Genomic DNA, 20,425 nt, shown 5'->3' with positions numbered 1-20,425 from the left:
GCAATATGTCTATTGTTAGAGTCCATAAAAATGTAAATGGCTTGCCATTACCGAATGAAATTCAGTTGGTGCTATCAAACCAGATGCCAATCCAAGAATCAATAACTTGTTCGTTTGTATTGGCATTTAAAGAGGATAAGTTATTACTAACGAATCTTAATGAACGTGGATGGGATATTCCTGGAGGACATATTGAATTAGGTGAATCTCCAGCAGAAGCAATAAAGAGAGAAGTATATGAAGAAACCGGAGCTTTGATTAGTACTGCAGAGTTAATTGGGTTCGAAATGATCAGGCTCCATGGTGCTAAACCGGAAGGACATAGATACCCATTTCCAGATAGCTATATGGTGTTTTATTGTGCGGAGGTTATTGAATTGATGGATTTTCAAGGAAATACAGAATCATCGGGTCGAGGGCTTTTCACTAAGGATGAGGCCGTCTTAATTCCTTGGGTACAAAAACACATAGAACTTTACGAAGAAGCTTTGAGAAGAGTAAAACGTTAAAGATTTTGCTTAGGAAAGGATGAAATCGTGGATACTTCTCCAAGGCATATCTTAGTTGCGGCTGCGGTTGTCATAAACATTAACAATGAGATTTTACTAATTAATAGTCCAAAGCGAGGATGGGAGATTCCTGCGGGGCGAGTAGAAGAGGGAGAATCTTTGTCAGCTGCCATTATCAGAGAAACGAAAGAAGAAACAGGTATAGACATTGAAATCGTTAGATTTTGCGGGGTATTTCAGAATGTCCAGGATTCCGTGTGCAGCACTTTGTTTCTAGGTAGACCTGTTGGTGGTGAGTTTAGAACATCAAACGAAAGCTATGAAATAGGCTATTTTTCCATAGATGAAGCATTAAGTAAAATTACTTGGAGAGGTTTTAAAGAACAGTTAGAATATTGTTTGAATCAAACGGAGCCTTTTTTATATGAATACAATAATTAGAAGGCCAAGACGAAAGATACTATTCATAGGAATAATATTATGCTTACTAGCTTTTATTGCAGCTGCTATTTATCTATATTCTAATTCTAAAGACCAGATGACATTAACAATGATTAACGATAACTTGAATGCAAATGGAATAAAACTCGGATTAACTGAAGAGCAATTAATAAAATCCTGGGGGACTGGAATATACCATGAGGGTTTTGGTGCTCGGTTTAGAGAGTACAAAGATTTAGGTGTATCGATTGCTATAGCAACAGATCGAGATAATGATTTGTTTAATGCAATAAGTCAAATTAAGTTCTCAAATACGGATTTCGAAATATTTAGGATTAAGAATGGAGATTTAATACAAGACTCAGAGGAAATTTTAAGGTCATATGATTTTAAGTCAGTTGAGAATGCCACAGGGATTTATGCTAACGGAGAGTTCCTCATTATATTAAGCGGGACAGACGTTGTAGAAGACATTCTAATATCATTTGTGGATAAAGATCTGAGAGACAGGATTTACTGATAAGATAGATTTTAGAGAATACAGAGGAACTTTCTTATGAAGAATTATGTTATTCAAGATATACATAAAGAATTGAACTTGGAGTTGCTGGATGAACTCCTAACAGAAAGTGTTAGCGAAGGATTTCGGCACATAACGAGATTCGTTGAGGAGTACAAGAGCGGCACCAATCGATTTAGTAAAGACGGTGAAGCTCTATTTTTGTGTTTTTCGGATACCAGAGTTATTGGAATATGCGGCTTAAATCGAGATCCTTTTTATGGCGAAGGAGTGGGGAGGCTCAGAAGATTATATGTTTTAAAAGAATTTAGAAGACATTGTATTGGAAGGAAACTTACTGAAGCCGTAATACATAAATCCCAAACCTATTATACAAGACTTGTATTAAAAACAGACAGTTCTCAAGCGAGAAAATTCTATAACACACTAAATTTTATAGAAGTCTATAATGATGAGAACATAACACATTACTTTGATATTAAATAAGATATCGTTATGAGCATAAGACTTACAGTAGATGGGGAGATTGCATTGGGTATACACAAAAAAATGACTTAGCTTTCCAACCAAAATTAAAAGAATTCATCAGCGCAGGTCTAAAGAAACTTGAAGCAAAGCATGTTTGGTTTTCATAGAATGCTTCTAAGTATAAACGAATTGAATTTGAAGCTGCGTTCCTGGAATACACCTATAATAACGCTGGTGTTTTCTAAATTATACGAAGTATTAGCAGTAGTCCCGCAAATCCTAATAATATAGAAACTGCAGTAAGGAAACTAAATGGCGTTTTGTTTCCTTAATATACCTAAACTCCATAAAAGCTTTATAACAGAAACACAGTCCTAGAAATAATGCAGGTAGTGGTTGCGGTTGGTTTAAATCTAAAATCCATATGGAAACCAAAAAAGGAATCATAATAATTATTGAAATTAGAATAAACCATTTATAATTAGTTGCTTCAGATAAATTCCTAGCTTCATCCCCGACTAGTTTTTTATTCATAATAATATCAGTAAGGAGTATCGAAGCTATTATAAAATAGTATAGAGAACTCATTATAGTCTCCTTTCTAAGTAGACAAAAAACTAATTGTCGGGGGACAAGAACATGATCCGATTACCGATCAGGCATGAATCTGATCGATATTTGTCCGTAATTTATTAAGTTAACGGGCAGGATTGTTGAATCGTTCCTCGAATATTATAGCAGTCGGATAATTAAATGAAATTTGAAACGCAAATCTTATACATAAGGGTGGTTCATGTGAAGCGAGGACTCATTGTGTTTTTGAACGGAACGTCAAGTTCTGGAAAGACCTCCATATCGACTGAACTGATAAATCAGAAAGAGATTTCTTTTTATCATTTATCAATTGATGAATTTTTTAATAATTACAATGATTTTGTGAATAATAAATTTCCAGATGAACCTCCAAGAGGAATAGATCATCAAGTTGTCTCGCAAATAATTGATCATTCCATATTGTCAGTATACCATTCGACAATTAAACTGTTATCTGAAATGGGTTTTAATGTAATAGTAGATTCCATAATCGCAAATGACAAGTCGTTTAATGATTTTTATGATGTACTTATTGATCATCCTATATTGTTTGTAGGGGTAAGGTGCTCGAAAGAAGAAATCACCAGAAGAGAGCAAAGCAGGGGAGATCGCGTGATTGGGCTTGCCCATTCCCAGTTCGACTACATATATTCCTATGATGAATATGATCTTGAAGTGAACACGGAAGAACTCAGCCCAGTTCAATGTGCCGATAAAATATTAAGTTTTATTAAGTCCGATCAGGATTACTCTGTGTTTAAGAATTTAAGTAAAAGAGAGATTATTGTTTCATAATAGAAGGCGAATCATCAGATAACGACATATTCAAGCATTGGGGCTATTACCCCTCGGTCTGCCCGCAAGATTTCGGATTAAATTAACGGGATACAATAGCTTAATAAAGTAACTAAAACGCGGCTGTCGGTATGGATCGGCAGCCGCGTTACGACGCTAGCAGACAGGATAGAATAGTTTCAATAATATCCACCACAAGTCCAATTTATGTCTAAAATCCGTTGTTTTGTGAATATGTCTAAGCACCTTCAGCACAAATCATCTTAGCAATTTGAAGCAATTCTAAGATAAATGAGCACGTCTTTTGTTCCAGGGATGCGAACAGAGGACGTTTTTTGCGTCCAATCCGTTAGAGAAAAATCGGGGTTGTGGACGAAATGTGCCCGAATCGGGTTTTCTTTTTTAGTTGACTCTATTGCTTGTTACCTACAAGTAACTCGCAAGAAAACGGTTATACACCCCGTCTAAATGTTAGGCGGGTTTTTCATATGCAAGGATCGTCATAAACTGGATACTTATTACATAATTTACACAGGTAACCATATTGTGGTTGGTGAATAAATGAATCTGAGGAGGACGGAAAGATGAATTTGGCTTTACCGAAAAACGCTTTGCTCTACAAAATGTTCGTTATCTGTGGAATGCTGCTGGTCTTCACTGTACTTATGCTTTTATTTCCAAAAACGAGCTCTGCTCACGGGTACTTGGATTCCCCTGCAAGTCGCGCACTGCTATGTAAAAACAAAGTGAATACGGATTGCGGAGGGGCGTCTTACGAACCTCAAAGTGCTGAAGCAGCAAAAGGTTTCCCTAATGGAGGACCTGCCGATGGGCATATCGCGAGTGCCAGCAATACCTTTCCTAAACTTGATGAGCAGACCTCAACGCGTTGGAGCAAAGTTCCTATACAGGCAGGTCCACAACCCTTCAGTTGGCAACTGAACGCAGCGCATGCTACAACTACCTTTAAATATTTTATCACGAAACCAGGCTGGAATTCGAATGCTCCCCTGACTCGTGATTCCTTTGATCTTACGCCATTCTGCCAAGAAAATTTGAATGGATCGAGTCCAACCAACTATCATACAACGAATTGCAATGTTCCTGAAAGAACAGGCTATCATGTTATTCTGGCGATTTGGGAAGTGTCCGGAGCACCAACGGCTTATGTTAACGTAGCTGATGTGGATTTTGGCGGAGGAAGTGCCATTCCGGCTCCAACAAATCTTATTTCCACTGCCGTTACAGACAACAGTGTTTCACTTAGCTGGTCCGCTGTAGCGAATGCGGCAAGTTATCAAGTGTTCCGTAATAATGTTGCAGTAGCCACGACATCCTCTACCAGTTATACAAACACGGGGTTGGTCAGTGGTACATCATATAACTTTACGGTGACGGCCATAGATTCTTCAGGGAACGCTTCTCCTGCATCTTCTATATTAACGGTTACAACCACTGGTAACTCCACGACCACATATCCAGCTTGGAGTGCAACAACCGTTTATGTAGGCGGAAATAAGGTGTCATACAACGGTGTCAACTATGAAGCTAAATGGTGGACACTCGGGGAAACGCCGACGGGTAACAACGTGTGGAAGGTCATTCCTTAATATCTATAAAGAGCCTTAGAGGCCATGAACCTCTAAGGCTCTTTGTTGTATGTATCATTGAATCTGTAGTAACCTTTTACGGGTGAAAAGTTAATCCAGGATATTGAGTGGATATCTGTATTCAAGTAGTATTAGAGAGATTAGAAATTGGAAGGTGTGGATGAATAAAATGTCTGCTATCGTAGCTGTTAAACTTCCTGTAACGATGGAGATACAAGAGTATGAACGAAGCATATCATATATTTCAGTAGAAAGACGTAATCAATTAGACCGATTTGCTCGTCAAGAAGATGCGTACCGCTCTTTATTTGGTGAATTGCTTGTGAGGGCAGTCATATGTCAGGAGCTTGGATTGCTGAACGAAGAGATACATTTTGTGAAGAATGATTATGGGAAACCGATGCTGTTAGGGCATGAAGATTTTAATTATAATATTTCCCATTCAGGTTGTTGGGTTGTCATGATTAGAGGACAGGGCGCAGTGGGGATCGATATTGAAATGATACAGAAGAGTGATCTTGAGATCGCTAGGAGGTTCTTTTCCCCTCTTGAATTTAATGATCTTATATCTAGACCAGAATCAGAGCGAAATACATATTTCTATGATCTGTGGACACTCAAAGAAAGCTATATCAAGGCCATAGGTACAGGGTTGTCTACGCCGCTAGATTCTTTCAGTATTCGCCTCAAAGAGAATCATTTCATGCTAGAAACTAATGACGAAGGCTGTAAGTTTACTCAATTTGACATTGATCCCGCTTATAAGCTATCTGCATGTTCACTTGGCACTCCTCTACCGGCATCCATACAAATTTATGACTATAAAGATTTAGTTAATCATTTGGCTTGAAATGGGCTTGAAGCGAATTCATATAATCGAGTGTTTATCAGGAGATCCCATGGTAAATGCTCGATTTTTTAGTTGTTGCAATTTCGAAAATGTCGGATGTAGATGAGCACTTGGAAAATGTTACAATTTATCAAATTTTCTTCAATAATTCATGATTAAATGTAAGAAATAGTGTGTTTTTTATCATTGTTATCGATTAAAAATCTTAAAATACAACGGAAATCGACGTATATCGACAAAAATCACTTACAATATAATCCAATAGTCACATTGACTTATTATGATAATATTTGGTAGATTAAGGCTGTTAAACCATTATGTTTCTAATCATTTGCTTATTTAATGAATAATAAATTTCTCCCCCTTCAAGAATCTACCCAACAACATTTTCCGCAATATTTATTCGGATCTTCTCCATCTATACTTCTATCGATCTCACATTTGAACTTTATACTCTAGATTTGGACAAAGATATATCCATCTAATTTAATATATGGGAGGAATTTCACATGAGTGTAATGACATCGGTTCAAGCGCTCGACGATGTCACTTATCCATTGATCCATGCTCAGAAGCGCATATGGTATATGGAGCAGATTTTTCCTGGCACATCCATGGCGAATATTGGCGGCCCTGTTCGAATTAAAGGTGTAATTGATTTTGTCTTACTTGAGCAAGCGATTCATGCTTTTATTCAACTTCATGAGGGGCTTCGAATTCAACTTACTGAATGTGATGGTGAGATGGTACAAAGGGTCAGTCCCTTTGAGAAGACAACTCTTCCTTACTTTGATTTTTCGAATGAACCTGAGCCTGAGGCTGCTTTCTGGTCTTGGGTGCATAGCGAGGCAAGGAAGCCAATTCCGTTAGTGAATTCCAAGTTGTACTACTTCGCTATGTTTCGCCTATCAGACGAAGATAACGGCTACCTAGTAAAGAGTCATCATATGATCTCAGATGGCTGGTCAAACCTATTAACAACCTCACAGATTGCGAACTTCTATACTCAGCTTCTGGATGGCAAGTCCATTGATATGTCATTCGAACCTCCTTCATATCTCGAGTATGTGAATCAGGCACAGACTTACACAACCTCACCTAGATTCTTGAAGAGCAAGCAATATTGGCATGATAAGTTCCAAACCATTCCCGAGAGCGTAACTCAAGCAGCTATTCGTAACACAGAAGGAAGAAGGTATACGGTACAGCTCGATACAGCCCTATCCCACCGGATTCAATCATGGGCAGAGAAATCAGGAGTATCATTGAATACGTTCTTTGTACTAGCCTATTTCATTTACACATACAAGACGACACAGCAGCGTGATCAGGTTGTTGGAACACCTGTATTAAATCGTTCCGGCAAAAAGGAAAAGTCGATGTATGGAATGTTCACCAGCACTATGCCATTCAGGTACGAGCTGAATGCTGAAGAGGCGGTGCTAGATGCTATACAATCTGTTCAAAAAGGCTTGATGGAATGCTATTATCACCAACGTTATCCATATGATTTACTTGCGCAGGAACTTGAGCTGAAGAGGAAAGGCTATGATCAGCTGTTTCAAACCAGCATTAATTATTACAATACGAAGCTTCAAACCAGATTCAATGGTAGCCCCGTAGAGAATGTAGAGTTTTATAATGGGCATCAGCTATACGAACTCCAGATCGTGATTAAACATTGGTCTGCTGATGGAGGGTTAACGCTAGATTATGATTACCGGCTAGATGCGTATCAGGCGGAGCAGATAGAGGAACTGTCTCGAAGGTTGTTACTTATTATCGAACAGATGTTAGATAAACCTCAGTCAGCAATAACAAGTATTAGTCTACTAACACCTGCGGAACGACGACGTGAATTGATTGACTATAACCTAACGGACACGCCTTATCCCGAGGATAAAACCGTATTACAGCTGTTTGAGAAACAAGTTAGACGACATCCGAATCTTATCGCTATTTCGCATGATCAGAATCAATGGACATATCAACAGTTAAATGAGCAAGCCAATCGGTTAGCACATTACTTGATCCAAAAAGGGATTACACGAGAGACAATCGTCGGATTATGGATGCTGCATTCGATTGAAGCAGTCGTTACCATTCTAGCGGTGATGAAGGCAGGTGGAACGTATCTGCCGATTGACCCAGCCTATCCTGAAGAACGGATTCGCTATATGCTGGAGGACTCAGGTGCCAAGCTTGTAATCACAAATATACCCGATACGGCTCTTAACGAGTATTTAGGCGAGATTCTAATCTACGATAATCTTTCACTTCATGAATATGATTTCGATTCCTCCAATGTTGGTCATATTCATGAACCTAGTGACCTAGCGTATATCATTTATACTTCGGGTTCAACGGGACGGCCCAAAGGTGCAATGATTGAACATAGAGGTCTAACGAATTACATTTGGTGGGCAAAAAAAGTCTATGTTCGAGATTCTACACCTACATTCCCGCTGTATTCTTCACTTGCCTTTGATCTAACGGTAACCTCCATATTCACGCCACTCATAAGCGGTGGAACAATTATCGTTTATCGAGATAACGGAGATGAATTTATTCTATATCGAATTATGCGAGACAATGTTTCCAGCATCGTGAAGCTCACCCCAGCACATTTAGCACTGCTCAAAGAGTGTGACAATTCACAATCTTCCGTAAAACGTTTTATTGTTGGTGGTGAAGATCTAAAGACAAGTCTAGCTAGAGAAATCACCGATTCATTTGGAGGAGCCATCGAAATTTACAATGAATATGGACCAACCGAAACCGTGGTGGGGTGCATGATTCATAAGTTTAATCCTATTGAAGATACACGAGTATCTGTACCTATTGGTATTCCAGCGGATAACGTCATGCTGTATATCCTAGATCAGGATCACAATCCGGTTTTGCCCGGTGAAATTGGAGAGATGTATATTGCCGGGGATGGGGTGGCTAGAGGATATTTGCACCGTAAAGAGTTGACTCAGGAGAGATTTCTAGATAATCCATTCATACCGGGTACTCGGATGTACCGTACAGGTGATCTTGTAAAACGTCTTCCAGATGGCAAGCTTGAATACGTTGGTCGTGTGGATCATCAAGTGAAAATACGAGGATATCGTATTGAGACCGGGGAGATTGAGAAGTCTATCACCTTGCATGAAGCAGTCTTAGATGCATTTGTTATGGATCGAGAAAATGAGAGGCTCGGAAAATATCTATGTGCTTACATTGTGAAACAATCATCAGTAGATATGAATGAATTAAAGCAATATTTATCTCATACACTCCCAGCTTTTATGGTGCCTTCAGCATTTATAGAACTGGACGAAATTCCGCTTACGATTAATGGAAAAGTGAATCGAGCTCTTCTTCCTGAGCCGGATTTCGCTTTAGCGCGGGAACACAATTATGCTGGATCGCTAAGTCGTGATGAAGAATGTTTAATTGAAGTAATTGCTGGTGTTTTGCAGCTTGAAGTGGTGAGTGTTCATGATCATTTTTATGAATTAGGTGGAGACTCGATTAAAGCGATCCAAGTTTCTTCACGGATGAATCGAATGGGATATTCGCTTAAGGTCAGAGATATCCTGGAATATCCAATCATCGAGCAGATGGCGTGTAGGCTGGAATCTATGAATCACGGAAACATCTATTCTCAAGAGCGCTGTGTAGGAAATGTTGCATCATGGCCGATTGTTTCTTGGTTCTTTAATCAGCAGTTTGAGCAGCCAGACTACTATCATCAGTCCGTACTCCTTGAGTTAAAGGCTGATATTGAAGCTGACATCGCAAGAATGATGTTACTACGTTTGATTGAGCACCATGACGGTTTACGATTGCAGTGCAATATGGATACCCAAGAGCTTGAGTATCATAATCAAGCAGATCGAATGATGCTGTTTCAATCCGTTTCCTTAGCCGAATTTGAGTATCCTAGACAACAGGAGCGCATGTCTGAAATTGGTGAGACCTTAAAGGCGCAATTTCACTTGCGAGATACATGTTTGATTGGAGGTTGCCTATTTGATCTTGGACCGAAGGGAAAGAGACTGTTAATTACAGCTCATCACCTAGTTATTGATGGTGTCTCGTGGCGCATCTTACTGGAGGACCTAGCAGAATCGCTCAGCAGCTACTCGCGTGGAGAAATGTACCTGCTTCCTTCTAAAACAGCATCCTTACAGATGTGGTCAAGCGCATTATCGAGATGTTCAGTTGCCGAACAGGAACAACGATATTGGGAAGAGACCATTACTGCAATCCATCCAATCCCTGCTGATTGTAGTGATGGAGTCGCATTGATGAGTAGTACTCATAGAGTGGAGCATAAATTTACGTCTGAGGAGACGGACTGTTTATTATATGAATGCCATCAAGCGTATGGGACGAAGCCATTGGAATTGCTCGTTGCAGCCTTGGCCCAAGCGATATATGAGAGCTTCCATATCCATGAGCAGGTTATCGAATTGGAATCACATGGACGAGAGCCAGTAGAGGAACTTGATCTTTCTCGAACAATAGGCTGGTTCACGAGCATGTATCCCGTAAAGATTACTTACCCGGTTAATGAACCAGATGGTAGTTCGAATGTGGCTTCCCTTGTCAAAGGGGTAAAAGAGCAGATTCGCTCAACTCCTATGCAAGGCATTGGCTTTGGCATCCTTCAGTCGAGAGGAAAGCTATCTAAAGAGTATGATCCTAAGACGCTTATTCGTTTTAATTTTCTGGGTGACTTTGATGGTGCTTGGGATAACCCTTGGTTCGCATTAGCTCCAGAAAGCAGCGGACTCGATACGAGTAGACAACATGAGCTAACTTGCTTGCTAGACATTCAGGCAATGGTCGTTAATCAATCCTTGCAGTTTAGTATCACTTATAGCAGAGCTCGATTCGAAGACCAGACAATAGAGAGTTTTACGAACTCCTATAAAAAAGCGCTTATGTTGATCTTGAACCATTGTTCAGGGAATCAAGTAAAGGAATACACTCCTTCAGACTTTGAAGCTGCTAAGTTATCTCAGGAGGATCTCGACAGTTTATTTTTCTAGCAAGATCTCTTCAAGAGATGAATGGAAGTACGTGATCTGGGATAAAAAGGGGGCATTCAATATGTCTAGAGTCGTGTTCTTCGGTGTTGATTTGCATGGGCATGTGAATCCGACACTTGGCTTGATCCATAAGCTTTGTGAGAATGGTGAGGAGGTTTATTACTATTGCAGTGAGCCTTTCCGTGAAAAAATTGAGCAAACGGGTGCCATTTTTCGCAGCTATCAAGGTCTACTAAGTTTTGGGAGACATAACGGAACAGGCATGGAGACACTGCTCGTATTTGCGGATTTTATTATGGACAAATGCAGGTCCATCGTTGAGGCTTTGCGTGATGAGGTCTGTGAATTACAGCCGGATTATATCATTCATGACAGCTTTTGCTTATGGGGAAAAGAGCTGGCAGCAGAGCTTCAAATACCGGGAATCTCCTTGTTCGCAAACTTTCCGTTTATCGATGAGATGGCGCAGAAAGACCCTGCATTTTTCATGGAGTATGTGCTGCTTGCATCGGAGGAACCCCTCTATCTCCGGCATAAAGGACAGCATGATGTATATCGTAAGCTGATGGACAAGCTCTCCCGTGTCATTGGGACCAAATATGGTAAACCTCCGATGAATGTTATGAATGACATCTTTTGTAGTAAAGAGCAGCTTAATTTGGTGTTTAGTTCCCGGGAGTTTCAAGTGTATGAGGAAGTATTTGACGATACGCATGTGTTCTGCGGTTATGAGCTGTATCCAAGAGTGGAATCTACAGATTTTCCCTTTGAGGCATTGGATGATAGACCGCTGATCTATATAGCTTTCGGGACCATCTTACATAATCTGTCTGAGCTCTATCAGATATGTTTTGATGTGTTGGGTGAATCCAAGTATCAGGTCGTTATGTCCCTTGGCATGGAAACAGATCTTTCATGCATAGGTCCGGTACCGGACAATTTCATTGTTCAGTCTTATGTTCCTCAACTTAAACTACTCAATAGAGCCGACGTTTTTATCACCCATGGTGGGGCGAATAGCATCTACGAGTCTTTATGCAGCGTAGTACCTATGATTGTCATACCTCAGGTGTTTGATGAGTTTATGGGAGCGTTGATGGTTGAGCGTTCTGGAACGGGGATATATCTACGAGATCCACTTCCTACAAAAGAACAATTGAGCGAGGCGGTAAAGCAGGTGCTGGAGAAGCCTCTTTATCAAGATAATTGCGAGCGTATCAGGCATTCGTTTAAGGCCGCAGGTGGCATGGATTTCGCGGTACAAAAAATTATTCAATTCGGGAAGCAGAAGGTGTGCCATGAGTAAAATTACACGGTTGCTGTTATTGATTGGCCTTATGGCTGTTTTTCTAATGAGTACACCCATAGGCAGTTTGGCAGCTTCGCCCCTTTCGATTGGATCGACTACCACAAATGATATTGATACCTATATCGAGGATATGATGGACAAGTCGAAGATTCCTGGCATGTCCGTGGTCATTGTACAAGGGGAAGAGACGGTCTATCAAAAAGGATTCGGATATGCAGATACAGACAACGATGTGCCGGTTTTGCCAGAGACATTATTTGAGCTTGGTTCAACAAGTAAGGCCTTCACGGCTTTGTCACTGATTCAATTAGAAGATCAGGGGCTCGTGAATCTAGAAGATTCTGTTACGAAGTACCTTCCGTGGTTCAACACCACCTATAAAGGGAAGCCAGCCGATATTCGAGTCAAACATTTACTTCATCATACGAGTGGAATTCCATTCCATAGCATTCGGGACATTCCAGTGGCCGATGATGAGCTGGCGCTGGAGAGAACGGTTCGGACTCAAATCGGGCAAAAGCTTAATCACGAGCCCGGGGAGAAATACGAATACGCGACGATTAATTACGATGTACTCGCTCTTATTATTCAGCAGGTCTCTGGTATCTCGTACGAGGCGTATGTCGAACAGAATGTCTTAGCTCCACTGAATTTGGAACAGACATATATGTTTCGTGAGGATGCTGCACGTGGTGACATGGCCGTAGGGTATAAGCTCAGCATGTTAAGACCAGCTGCCTACGATGCTCCAATGTATAGAGGAAACACACCTGCCGGTTATATCATTTCGAATGCCGTAGATATAGCAAAGTGGCTCAAAATCCAAATGGGAACAGTTGAAGCCCGAGATTTTGAGAGATGGCTAGCTCGATCTCATGAACCTGACCGCTCTGTAGCTCCATCCTCTGATGGTTCTTCCTACGCAGCGGGCTGGAGCGTATATCAGGATGGAACTGGCATGCTGGCTCATGCGGGGGGCAATCCCAATTACTCGAGTTATTTTGTCATTCGTCCAACCGATGGTTACGGTGTCGCGGTTCTTGCTAATATGAACTCTCCCTATTCGGGAGCAGCAGCGCAAGGCATCATGAATATGCTTGTCGGCCAAGAAGTAATTGAGCCTGCAGGTGATATGTACAAGAGCATCGATGCTATTTCTTCTGTGGTGCTTCTCTTGACGGTGCCGGTGCTGTTGTTGGTCTTATGGCTGACAGGGAAAGCGGTATGGCAGGCCTTTCGGAAAAATCGACATTATGTAGGTCGTCACTCAACGACAATTATGGGGTTCATGATTTTTAGCTTATTCATGGTAGGCCTTGCTTATTGCCTGTATCAAATCCCAGATACACTCTTCTGGGGAGTGAACTGGGACTTCGTCCAGGTCTGGGCGCCTAACACCTTAATCTATGCCGTATTTTCCTTGTTCGCTGCGATCTGCTTGTTCGGATTGTACTTCCTCTTTACGACTGTATTTCCGAAGTCAGATGATCGTTCTTTCTTTGCAATAACACTGCTTAGCGTAGCAAGCGGATTCGGTAATGCACTTATTATTTTTATTGTGAATGAGACGCTAAACCGAGATCTTGATCAATTCCAGAGCGGTATGCTGCTTTACTTTGTACTTGGTATTGCGATTTATGTATTTGGACAGAAGCTTGTTCGAACAAGACTCGTACGCATTGCCAATGACATGGTTTACGAGAAACGGATGGAGCTGCTTGGCAAAATTCTCAATACTTCGTATCAAAAAGTAGAAGGCATTGAAGATGGTAAAATACCAGCTTCGCTTAATAATGACACGGAAACGATCAGTGGATTCTCCAATATTGTGATTACGGGAGCTACAAGCCTAGTTACTTTAATCAGTTGCTTTGTCTATATGGGCATGATTAGTCCCATGGGAGTGGTCATGGCAATCTGCTTTATTGTAGTAGCTGCAGGCATTCATTACTTTACAGGCTTGAAAGCGAATCGGTTATGGGAGCAAATGCGTGATATTCAAAATGTGTTTTTCCGCTTTATTCATGACCTCACAGGCGGGTTCAAGGAACTAAGCTTGAATCATAACAAGCGTGAGGATTTCAAGAAAGATATGCAGGATAACTGCCATGCGTATCGTGAGAAACGTATCGGGGGCGACTTGAAATTCGCGAATGTAAATGTAATTGGTGAGTTGTTGTTTACGTTCGTCATTGGTGCAGTGGTCTTCTTGTTCCCGCTGCTATTCACCGATCTGAAAGTAGGTACGCTACGCAACTATGTATTCGTGCTTCTGTATATGACAGGTCCTGTGCATGGCATCTTGGGAACAATCCCGAATATATTCCGCGTTCGTATCAGCTGGAACCGAATTAATGAACTGTCGCGTGAGCTGGACTCAATTCAAGAAGTGAAGCATCAGGTTGCATCTAGTTTGGAGAAGACCGAAACAACAGAGCTTAAACTGCAATCTGTTGAATATCACTACGGCAATCAAGAAGGAGAACACTTCGCTGTTGGGCCTATCGACTGCTCATTCCGAGCAGGTCAGATTACGTTTATAACTGGCGGTAACGGTAGTGGAAAATCAACTTTGGCGAAGTTAATAACTGGACTCTATGAACCCGTTCAAGGCTCAATTACGATGAACGGCGATCATGTTTCGACACAAGAGCTAAGTGAGCAGTTTTCCGCCATATTCAGTGACTTTTATTTATTTAAAAAACTCTATGGTGTTCCTCATGATGCTAAGCAATCCGAAATTGAGCATTATCTCAATGTACTCCATCTACAGGATAAAGTTGAAATTCGTGATGGCTCGCTCAATACAACCAAGCTATCAACAGGACAACGTAAGCGGCTGGCGCTGCTCATTAGTTATCTTGAGGATCGTCCAATCTGCTTGTTTGATGAATGGGCAGCGGACCAAGATCCAGAATATCGAGCTTTCTTCTATGACACCTTGCTGCCTGAGCTGAAACAAAGAGGGAAATGCATTATTGCAATTACACACGATGACCGTTATTTCCATATGGCAGATCAAGTGATCAAGATGGATCTGGGCCAGGTCGTGAAGGTGGAGCAGATTGAGGATGGTCAAGGTAAAGCGGCTATTGTTTATTAGACAAAGAGTTGAAACGATCTACTTCCAGCAAGTTGAGGAGGAAACGAAATGAGAGAAAATCGTTCACCCAAATTGGACAAGGCCAATGTGGAAGATATCGTAGCATTAACGCCCATGCAGGAGGGCTTGTTGTTTCATTACCGAAGCGATAAGAATCATGACCACTATACTCAGCAGTTTTCAGTTCGATTGTCGGGTCTCTACTCGGTTGAATCTATTCGAGGAGCATGGAAGCAGGTTGTAAACGCAAATGATGTACTTCGGACCGTGTACCGTTGGGATCAGCTCGATAAGCCTGTTCAAATTGTGTTAAAAGATAAAGATCTTCCAATTGCAGTATTGGATTACTCTAGTTATTCGGTTAAACAAGCAGAGGCGTTAATTGCTGAATTAAAAGTTAATGATCGTTCGCAAGAGATAGATCTCGAAGTGGAGCCTATGCGGATTTCACTATGTCTTATCGATTATGACTCTTGCGAGATGATTATCACGTGGCATCATATTTTGTTCGATGGTTGGAGTAATGGCTTGCTTATAAAAGAGTTTATGCAGGCACATCAAGCTGTGGTTGAAGAGAACCATAGACCTTTAAGAAAAGTTGGAAAGACCCCATTCAAACAGTTCGTACAGTTGTTGCATCGTCAAGACAGAGCTTTGCAGCGGCAGTATTGGGAGCAGGAATTTCAAGGGTGGGAGGAACGTACGTCTCTGACCGAACCAAGAGAGCTGTATATAGAAAACGCTTCAGGACAGTCAACGAGTTCACATACTCTGGCACTCTCCATTCAAGAGGTAGAAGCTATTACTCACTACACTCAGCATCATGAGTTGACGCTTGCCGCGTATTTGTATACTGCATGGGGATTAGTCCTAGGGCGATACTGTCGAGCTGAGGATGTACTATTCGGTACAACAGTGTCGGGGAGAACACCAGAGCTTCCTGGAATGGAAGAAATGATCGGTTTATTTATAAATACCATTCCACTGCGCATTTGCTGGTCAGGAGATGAATCGGTCAGGCGGTTGATCCAATCGGTTAACGAGAAGCTTAAGCATCGTGTTGACTATGAGCTAACCCCTCTCGTGGATATGAACACTTACTGTAGTGCTGATTCTCATGAACCTTTGTTTAACTCTATTATGGTCGTGGAGAATTACCCACTAGATACGAGCATCAGGCAAGTGGGAAGCTTGGGAATTGAACGATATGAGATGGCCGAATCTACTCACTATGGGCTGACGGTCGGTGTTCAGCCTGTAGAGTCTGGCGAAATGATAATAGATTTTGCGTATGATCCATTATCGTTCTCTGAAGCAATGATTACCCGACTAGCAGGTCACTTTAAACAGATTGTTATGCAAATGTGCAGTGAAACAGAGATGAAGATCTGTGAGCTTGGTCTTTTGACGGCAGAGGAAATGAATGAGATTGACACTTCGTTTAACAAGCGTATTTCATCCCATGAATTTTCGATACAACATGAGTCCTGCCTAGAAGAACTTGTGCATCTTCGGTTTGAGAAAAAGGCTAAGGACTCGCCCCACGCAATAGCTGTAATATGTGGCGAACACAGTTATACCTATCAAGAAATGAACCAGAGGGCTGACCAGCTTGCGAATCAGATTAACACTCTTGGTATCAGCAATGATGAACCTGTGGCCTTATGGCTAGAGCGATCTGAGCGACTCATTATAGCGATGTTAGCGGTACTCAAATCAGGTGCAGCTTATGTGCCTATTGATTATGATTATGCCCCAGCTCGTATTAATCAGATTCTCCTTGATTGCAAGGCGAGAATCATGGTAATGGATGATCCAGTGATTCCAGATACGATTGAGTTTAATGGTACTACCTTGTGCTTAGAAAAGATGATGTCAGGTTTGGATACAGCCAAGGTTCATGCTGTTATTCCTTCACATAAACCGAGTGATACCGCATATATCCTGTACACTTCAGGCTCAACAGGTACGCCGAAAGGTGTAGTTGTAGAACATCGCAACTTGCTGGCTTATGCGGATGCTTTTCAGCATGAGTTTCATTTAACAGATAAAGATACCTTTTTACAGCAGTCATCATGTTCTTTTGATCAGTTCGTAGAGGAAGTCTATCCGGTATTGTTCGCGGGGGGACAGATTGTAATTGCTCGCAGGACAGATGTGATTGACATGCCGAGACTAGTCCAATTAATCGATCGTCATCAAGTCACGATTGTCTCATGCTCCCCGCTGCTTATGAATGAGCTGAATAAGCAATCCGGTATGGACAGTGTTCGAATCTTTATCAGTGGTGGTGATGTCCTTAAAGCGGAGTATATGTCGGAGCTGCATAAGAGAGCAGAGGTATACAACACCTATGGACCGACTGAAGCGACAGTATGTGCAACATACCATCGTTGCTTGCCGGAATATACCTCTCGAATGAGCATACCCATCGGGGAACCCATATTAAATTACCGTGTATATGTGCTTGATGGTTACGGACATCCGCTACCCGTAGGGGTTGCAGGGGAGATTTGTATTGCCGGATCGGGTGTAGCGAGAGGTTATCTGAATCGAGATGAGCTAACGCAGCGACATTTTACTTGCGATCCGTTTGATGCACATATACGCATGTACCGTACAGGCGACATTGGACTTTGGCGATCAGATGGAAGCCTGCTTTATGTAGGCAGAAATGATCAACAGGTGAAAATCCGAGGCTACCGGGTGGAGCCAGGGGAGATCGAACATCATTTGCTTGAGATTTTAGCTGTTGATGAAGCGATTGTGCTTACGAATTTAAATGAACATGGGATGATGTCGCTTGCGGCTTATATTAAGGTCAATCGAGACATAACTGAGAATGAACTACGGGATACATTGACTGGTAGCCTACCATCGTACATGATCCCAAGCTTTTTCTACCGTATTGATAAGGTTCCTAAGACGCCGAACGGTAAGTTAGATCGACATGCACTGCTCCAGATCACAGATAGATTAACAGTGATCGATGATGCAGCAAGTATTGAATGGGGAGCTGCTAGTGAGTCTGAACTACAGATCCGGCGTGTGTGGCAGGATGTGCTTAAAGTAGAGGATATTGGGCTTCATGAGCATTTCTTTGATCTTGGTGGTAACTCGATTCTGCTTATGCAGCTCCATGCCAAGCTTGAGAAAGAATATGGATTTGGGATTGAGATCGTTGATCTCTTCACCTATACAACCATATCGAAATTAGCCAGATGGGTTGATGATAAGAAGGGCACAGGGAAGCAAGACGAGCGAGCTACGTGGCATGTATATCAAATGCTTCCAACAACCTTTTTTCATCAGAATTTGAACGGGCATGGAAGAGGAGTCGTACGATTTAATCTAAAGTCTCATCATAGAGAGGTTATTTCCGGAATTGCCTCGGACCACAACGTTGAAACACTTGATCTGTTAACAGGTATGGTGCTGTTTATGTTTCGTGAATGGAATGATCAGCCACTTGCTGCAATTCATTGTTTGCTGGCGGAGGGTGAACAGGCAGTGCCTATACCGATTGATTTTATGAAGATGAATGGATTTGATGAGCTGTTTCAGTATGTGAACCGATGCCGAGTGAATCGATTGAATGCTTACCGATTAGATCATATTTCATCGACACATGTTCAGAAGGCAGCAGATGAAGTACTCCCCCTTATTTATGGTCTGCAAGATCTTGATGTCGGAGCATCTTGGCTTGAAATATACGACATAGCTTTTGGAATAGAAGATCATGTTGATGAAAGTCAGTTATCTATTTCAATCAAATTTAACGACAAACGCATCAAAGAAGAGGCGGTTCGAATGCTCGCTAGTGGGTATGTTGATCTGCTAATCCAGCTGACTGCAAACCGCGTGATGTCGTGAGGAGGAGGTAACAGATGAGAAAGCTCGCGCTTCTATTTCCAGGTCAAGGCTCACAGTACATCGGGATGGGGCAAGATTTACTGAATCGATCGGCAGCAGCAAGAGAGATATTCGCTGAGGCCAATGATGTACTTCATTTCGATCTTCAAGCGCTTATTACACATGGGAGTGCCGAGGAATTGACACGAACCGAGAACGCACAGCCCGCACTCCTTACCGTAAGTATTGCAGCCTTCCGTGTATACATGGAGGAGATTGGTGTAGAACCGGTTGTTTCTGCAGGCCATAGTCTGGGCGAATTCTCCGCACTGACATGTGCGGGTGCGATGACATTTCACGATGCGCTTAAGCTTGTAAGACGTCGAGGTCAACTCATGCAGGAGGCGGCAGCTGAGGGAATTGGAGCGATGTGTGCCGTGATGGGGAGTGATCCAAGGCGTGTAGAAGAGGCATGTAGACAGGCTTCTATCGCTAAGCAGCAAGAGGTGGTGATCTCCAATTACAATACTTCCGGACAGCTGGTTATCTCCGGACATCGCAGTGCCGTTGAAGAGGCGGCCCGTGAGCTTGAATCTTTTGGAGCACGTATCGCATTTTTGAAAGTGAGTGCGCCTTTTCACAGTCCACTAATGAAGACAGCGGCGACCCGTTTTCAAGAAGAACTAGCTGCTTATACCTATAGTCCATTTAAGTGGTCCGTGGTGTCTAACGTCACAGGGAAACCATATGATTCGCCAGATCAGATTGTCTCTTATTTGACTAAGCAGCTTACCGCTCCTGTTCGCTGGGATTGGACAATGAAACTGTTAGTTGAGCAGGGCATTAGTATGGCAGCTGAGCTAGGCGCGAAACAAGTGCTAACACAGTTTATCCGAACGGATGCCAAGTCTATTGTCTGTTATCCCTATGAATCTTCAGTAGAGCTAGATTTGCTTCAGAAAGAGCTGGAAGCTGACAGGCTGGAACAAGCAAGGCAAAAAGCTTCTAATAATGTAGTGACAAAATGCCTTGCCGCTGCTGTATGTACACGCAATCGGAATTGGGACCTTGAAGCTTATCAACAAGGCTTCGTTCTTCCTTATCGGGAAGTCGAGCGACTTCAGGAACGACTGGATGAGAGCGGGGCACTTCCTACTAAGGCTGAGATGCAGGAGGCGCTTGAAAGGCTAAAGCAGATGCTAGATACGAAAATGGTACCGGAACAAGAGCAGCAAGAGCGATTTGCAGATATTTTGAGAAAGACCGGAACAGAAGCACTATTTCCAGAATTCTTGCCTGATTCACGGGTGATGACTTGATGATGTGTGG

Annotated in this window: 13 protein-coding genes; 12 read left to right on the top strand and 1 reads right to left on the bottom strand. The window is 42.0% G+C overall.

Features of this window, described 5'->3' with window-relative positions; translation table 11 throughout:
• The first annotated feature begins 5 nt into the window (after positions 1 to 5).
• Genes ACK8P5_RS17585 through ACK8P5_RS17570 form a run of 4 tightly spaced genes read left to right on the top strand, consistent with a single transcriptional unit; the run spans position 6 to position 1,956 of the window.
• Entirely contained in the window at positions 6 to 509 is a 504-nt protein-coding gene (locus ACK8P5_RS17585) for an NUDIX domain-containing protein (RefSeq protein WP_422657557.1), read from the top strand.
• A 27-nt stretch (positions 510 to 536) separates the two neighbouring features.
• Positions 537 to 950 carry an NUDIX hydrolase gene (locus ACK8P5_RS17580; protein ID WP_422657556.1) on the top strand — a complete coding sequence of 138 codons (414 nt, stop codon included), beginning with the start codon at positions 537 to 539 and terminating at the stop codon, positions 948 to 950.
• A complete protein-coding gene (locus ACK8P5_RS17575) occupies positions 934 to 1,470 on the top strand; it encodes a hypothetical protein (protein WP_422657555.1) in 537 nt (178 codons plus the stop codon). Before ACK8P5_RS17580 ends, ACK8P5_RS17575 begins: the two co-directional genes overlap by 17 nt.
• A gap of 36 nt (positions 1,471 to 1,506) precedes the next feature.
• Entirely contained in the window at positions 1,507 to 1,956 is a 450-nt protein-coding gene (locus tag ACK8P5_RS17570; RefSeq protein ID WP_422657554.1) for a GNAT family N-acetyltransferase, read from the top strand.
• A gap of 261 nt (positions 1,957 to 2,217) precedes the next feature.
• Here ACK8P5_RS17570 and ACK8P5_RS17565 read toward each other — a convergent pair whose 3' ends face one another.
• Positions 2,218 to 2,526 carry a DUF4181 domain-containing protein gene (locus tag ACK8P5_RS17565; protein ID WP_422657553.1) on the bottom strand — a complete coding sequence of 103 codons (309 nt, stop codon included), beginning with the start codon at positions 2,524 to 2,526 and terminating at the stop codon, positions 2,218 to 2,220.
• A 207-nt stretch (positions 2,527 to 2,733) separates the two neighbouring features.
• Here ACK8P5_RS17565 and ACK8P5_RS17560 point away from each other — a divergent pair, with 207 nt between their 5' ends.
• From ACK8P5_RS17560 to fabD, 8 genes are all read left to right on the top strand, one after another.
• Positions 2,734 to 3,327 carry a chloramphenicol phosphotransferase CPT family protein gene (locus ACK8P5_RS17560; protein ID WP_422661506.1) on the top strand — a complete coding sequence of 198 codons (594 nt, stop codon included), beginning with the start codon at positions 2,734 to 2,736 and terminating at the stop codon, positions 3,325 to 3,327.
• Between the two features lie 584 nt (positions 3,328 to 3,911).
• On the top strand, positions 3,912 to 4,937 hold the full coding sequence (locus ACK8P5_RS17555) for a lytic polysaccharide monooxygenase (RefSeq protein WP_422657552.1): 1,026 nt from the start codon (positions 3,912 to 3,914) through the stop codon (positions 4,935 to 4,937).
• A 160-nt stretch (positions 4,938 to 5,097) separates the two neighbouring features.
• Positions 5,098 to 5,787: a 4'-phosphopantetheinyl transferase family protein gene (locus ACK8P5_RS17550; protein WP_422657551.1), complete on the top strand. Its 690-nt coding sequence runs from the start codon at positions 5,098 to 5,100 to the stop codon at positions 5,785 to 5,787.
• Between the two features lie 509 nt (positions 5,788 to 6,296).
• Entirely contained in the window at positions 6,297 to 10,832 is a 4,536-nt protein-coding gene (locus ACK8P5_RS17545) for an amino acid adenylation domain-containing protein (protein ID WP_422657550.1), read from the top strand.
• Positions 10,833 to 10,893: 61 nt separating this feature from the next.
• Positions 10,894 to 12,138, top strand: coding sequence for a macrolide family glycosyltransferase (locus ACK8P5_RS17540; RefSeq protein ID WP_422657549.1), 1,245 nt, complete (start codon positions 10,894 to 10,896; stop codon positions 12,136 to 12,138).
• Entirely contained in the window at positions 12,131 to 15,244 is a 3,114-nt protein-coding gene (locus tag ACK8P5_RS17535; RefSeq protein WP_422657548.1) for a cyclic peptide export ABC transporter, read from the top strand. The genes ACK8P5_RS17540 and ACK8P5_RS17535 overlap by 8 nt, the downstream gene beginning before the upstream one ends.
• A gap of 48 nt (positions 15,245 to 15,292) precedes the next feature.
• The gene (locus ACK8P5_RS17530) at positions 15,293 to 19,117 is read left to right on the top strand and encodes a non-ribosomal peptide synthetase (RefSeq protein ID WP_422657547.1); all 3,825 of its coding nucleotides are present in this window, start codon (positions 15,293 to 15,295) and stop codon (positions 19,115 to 19,117) included.
• 14 nt (positions 19,118 to 19,131) lie between these two features.
• Entirely contained in the window at positions 19,132 to 20,415 is a 1,284-nt protein-coding gene (fabD, locus tag ACK8P5_RS17525) for an ACP S-malonyltransferase (RefSeq protein WP_422657546.1), read from the top strand.
• The last annotated feature ends 10 nt before the right edge of the window (positions 20,416 to 20,425 follow it).

The sequence above is a fragment of the Paenibacillus sp. EC2-1 genome (genome assembly GCF_049311625.1).
In the GTDB taxonomy this organism is placed as follows: domain Bacteria; phylum Bacillota; class Bacilli; order Paenibacillales; family Paenibacillaceae; genus Paenibacillus_AQ.
The sequence above is the reverse complement of the archived record's forward strand: the minus strand, read 5'-3'. Positions and strand labels throughout refer to the sequence as shown.

Coding starts and splice junctions, on each gene's coding strand:
- ACK8P5_RS17530 (WP_422657547.1), top strand. CDS start 15,293: ATGAGAGAAAATCGTTCACCCAAATTGGACAAGGCCAATGTGGAAGAT.
- ACK8P5_RS17565 (WP_422657553.1), bottom strand. CDS start 2,526: ATGAGTTCTCTATACTATTTTATAATAGCTTCGATACTCCTTACTGAT.
- ACK8P5_RS17570 (WP_422657554.1), top strand. CDS start 1,507: ATGAAGAATTATGTTATTCAAGATATACATAAAGAATTGAACTTGGAG.
- ACK8P5_RS17575 (WP_422657555.1), top strand. CDS start 934: ATGAATACAATAATTAGAAGGCCAAGACGAAAGATACTATTCATAGGA.
- ACK8P5_RS17585 (WP_422657557.1), top strand. CDS start 6: ATGTCTATTGTTAGAGTCCATAAAAATGTAAATGGCTTGCCATTACCG.
- ACK8P5_RS17535 (WP_422657548.1), top strand. CDS start 12,131: ATGAGTAAAATTACACGGTTGCTGTTATTGATTGGCCTTATGGCTGTT.
- ACK8P5_RS17555 (WP_422657552.1), top strand. CDS start 3,912: ATGAATTTGGCTTTACCGAAAAACGCTTTGCTCTACAAAATGTTCGTT.
- fabD (WP_422657546.1), top strand. CDS start 19,132: ATGAGAAAGCTCGCGCTTCTATTTCCAGGTCAAGGCTCACAGTACATC.
- ACK8P5_RS17550 (WP_422657551.1), top strand. CDS start 5,098: ATGAATAAAATGTCTGCTATCGTAGCTGTTAAACTTCCTGTAACGATG.
- ACK8P5_RS17545 (WP_422657550.1), top strand. CDS start 6,297: ATGAGTGTAATGACATCGGTTCAAGCGCTCGACGATGTCACTTATCCA.
- ACK8P5_RS17540 (WP_422657549.1), top strand. CDS start 10,894: ATGTCTAGAGTCGTGTTCTTCGGTGTTGATTTGCATGGGCATGTGAAT.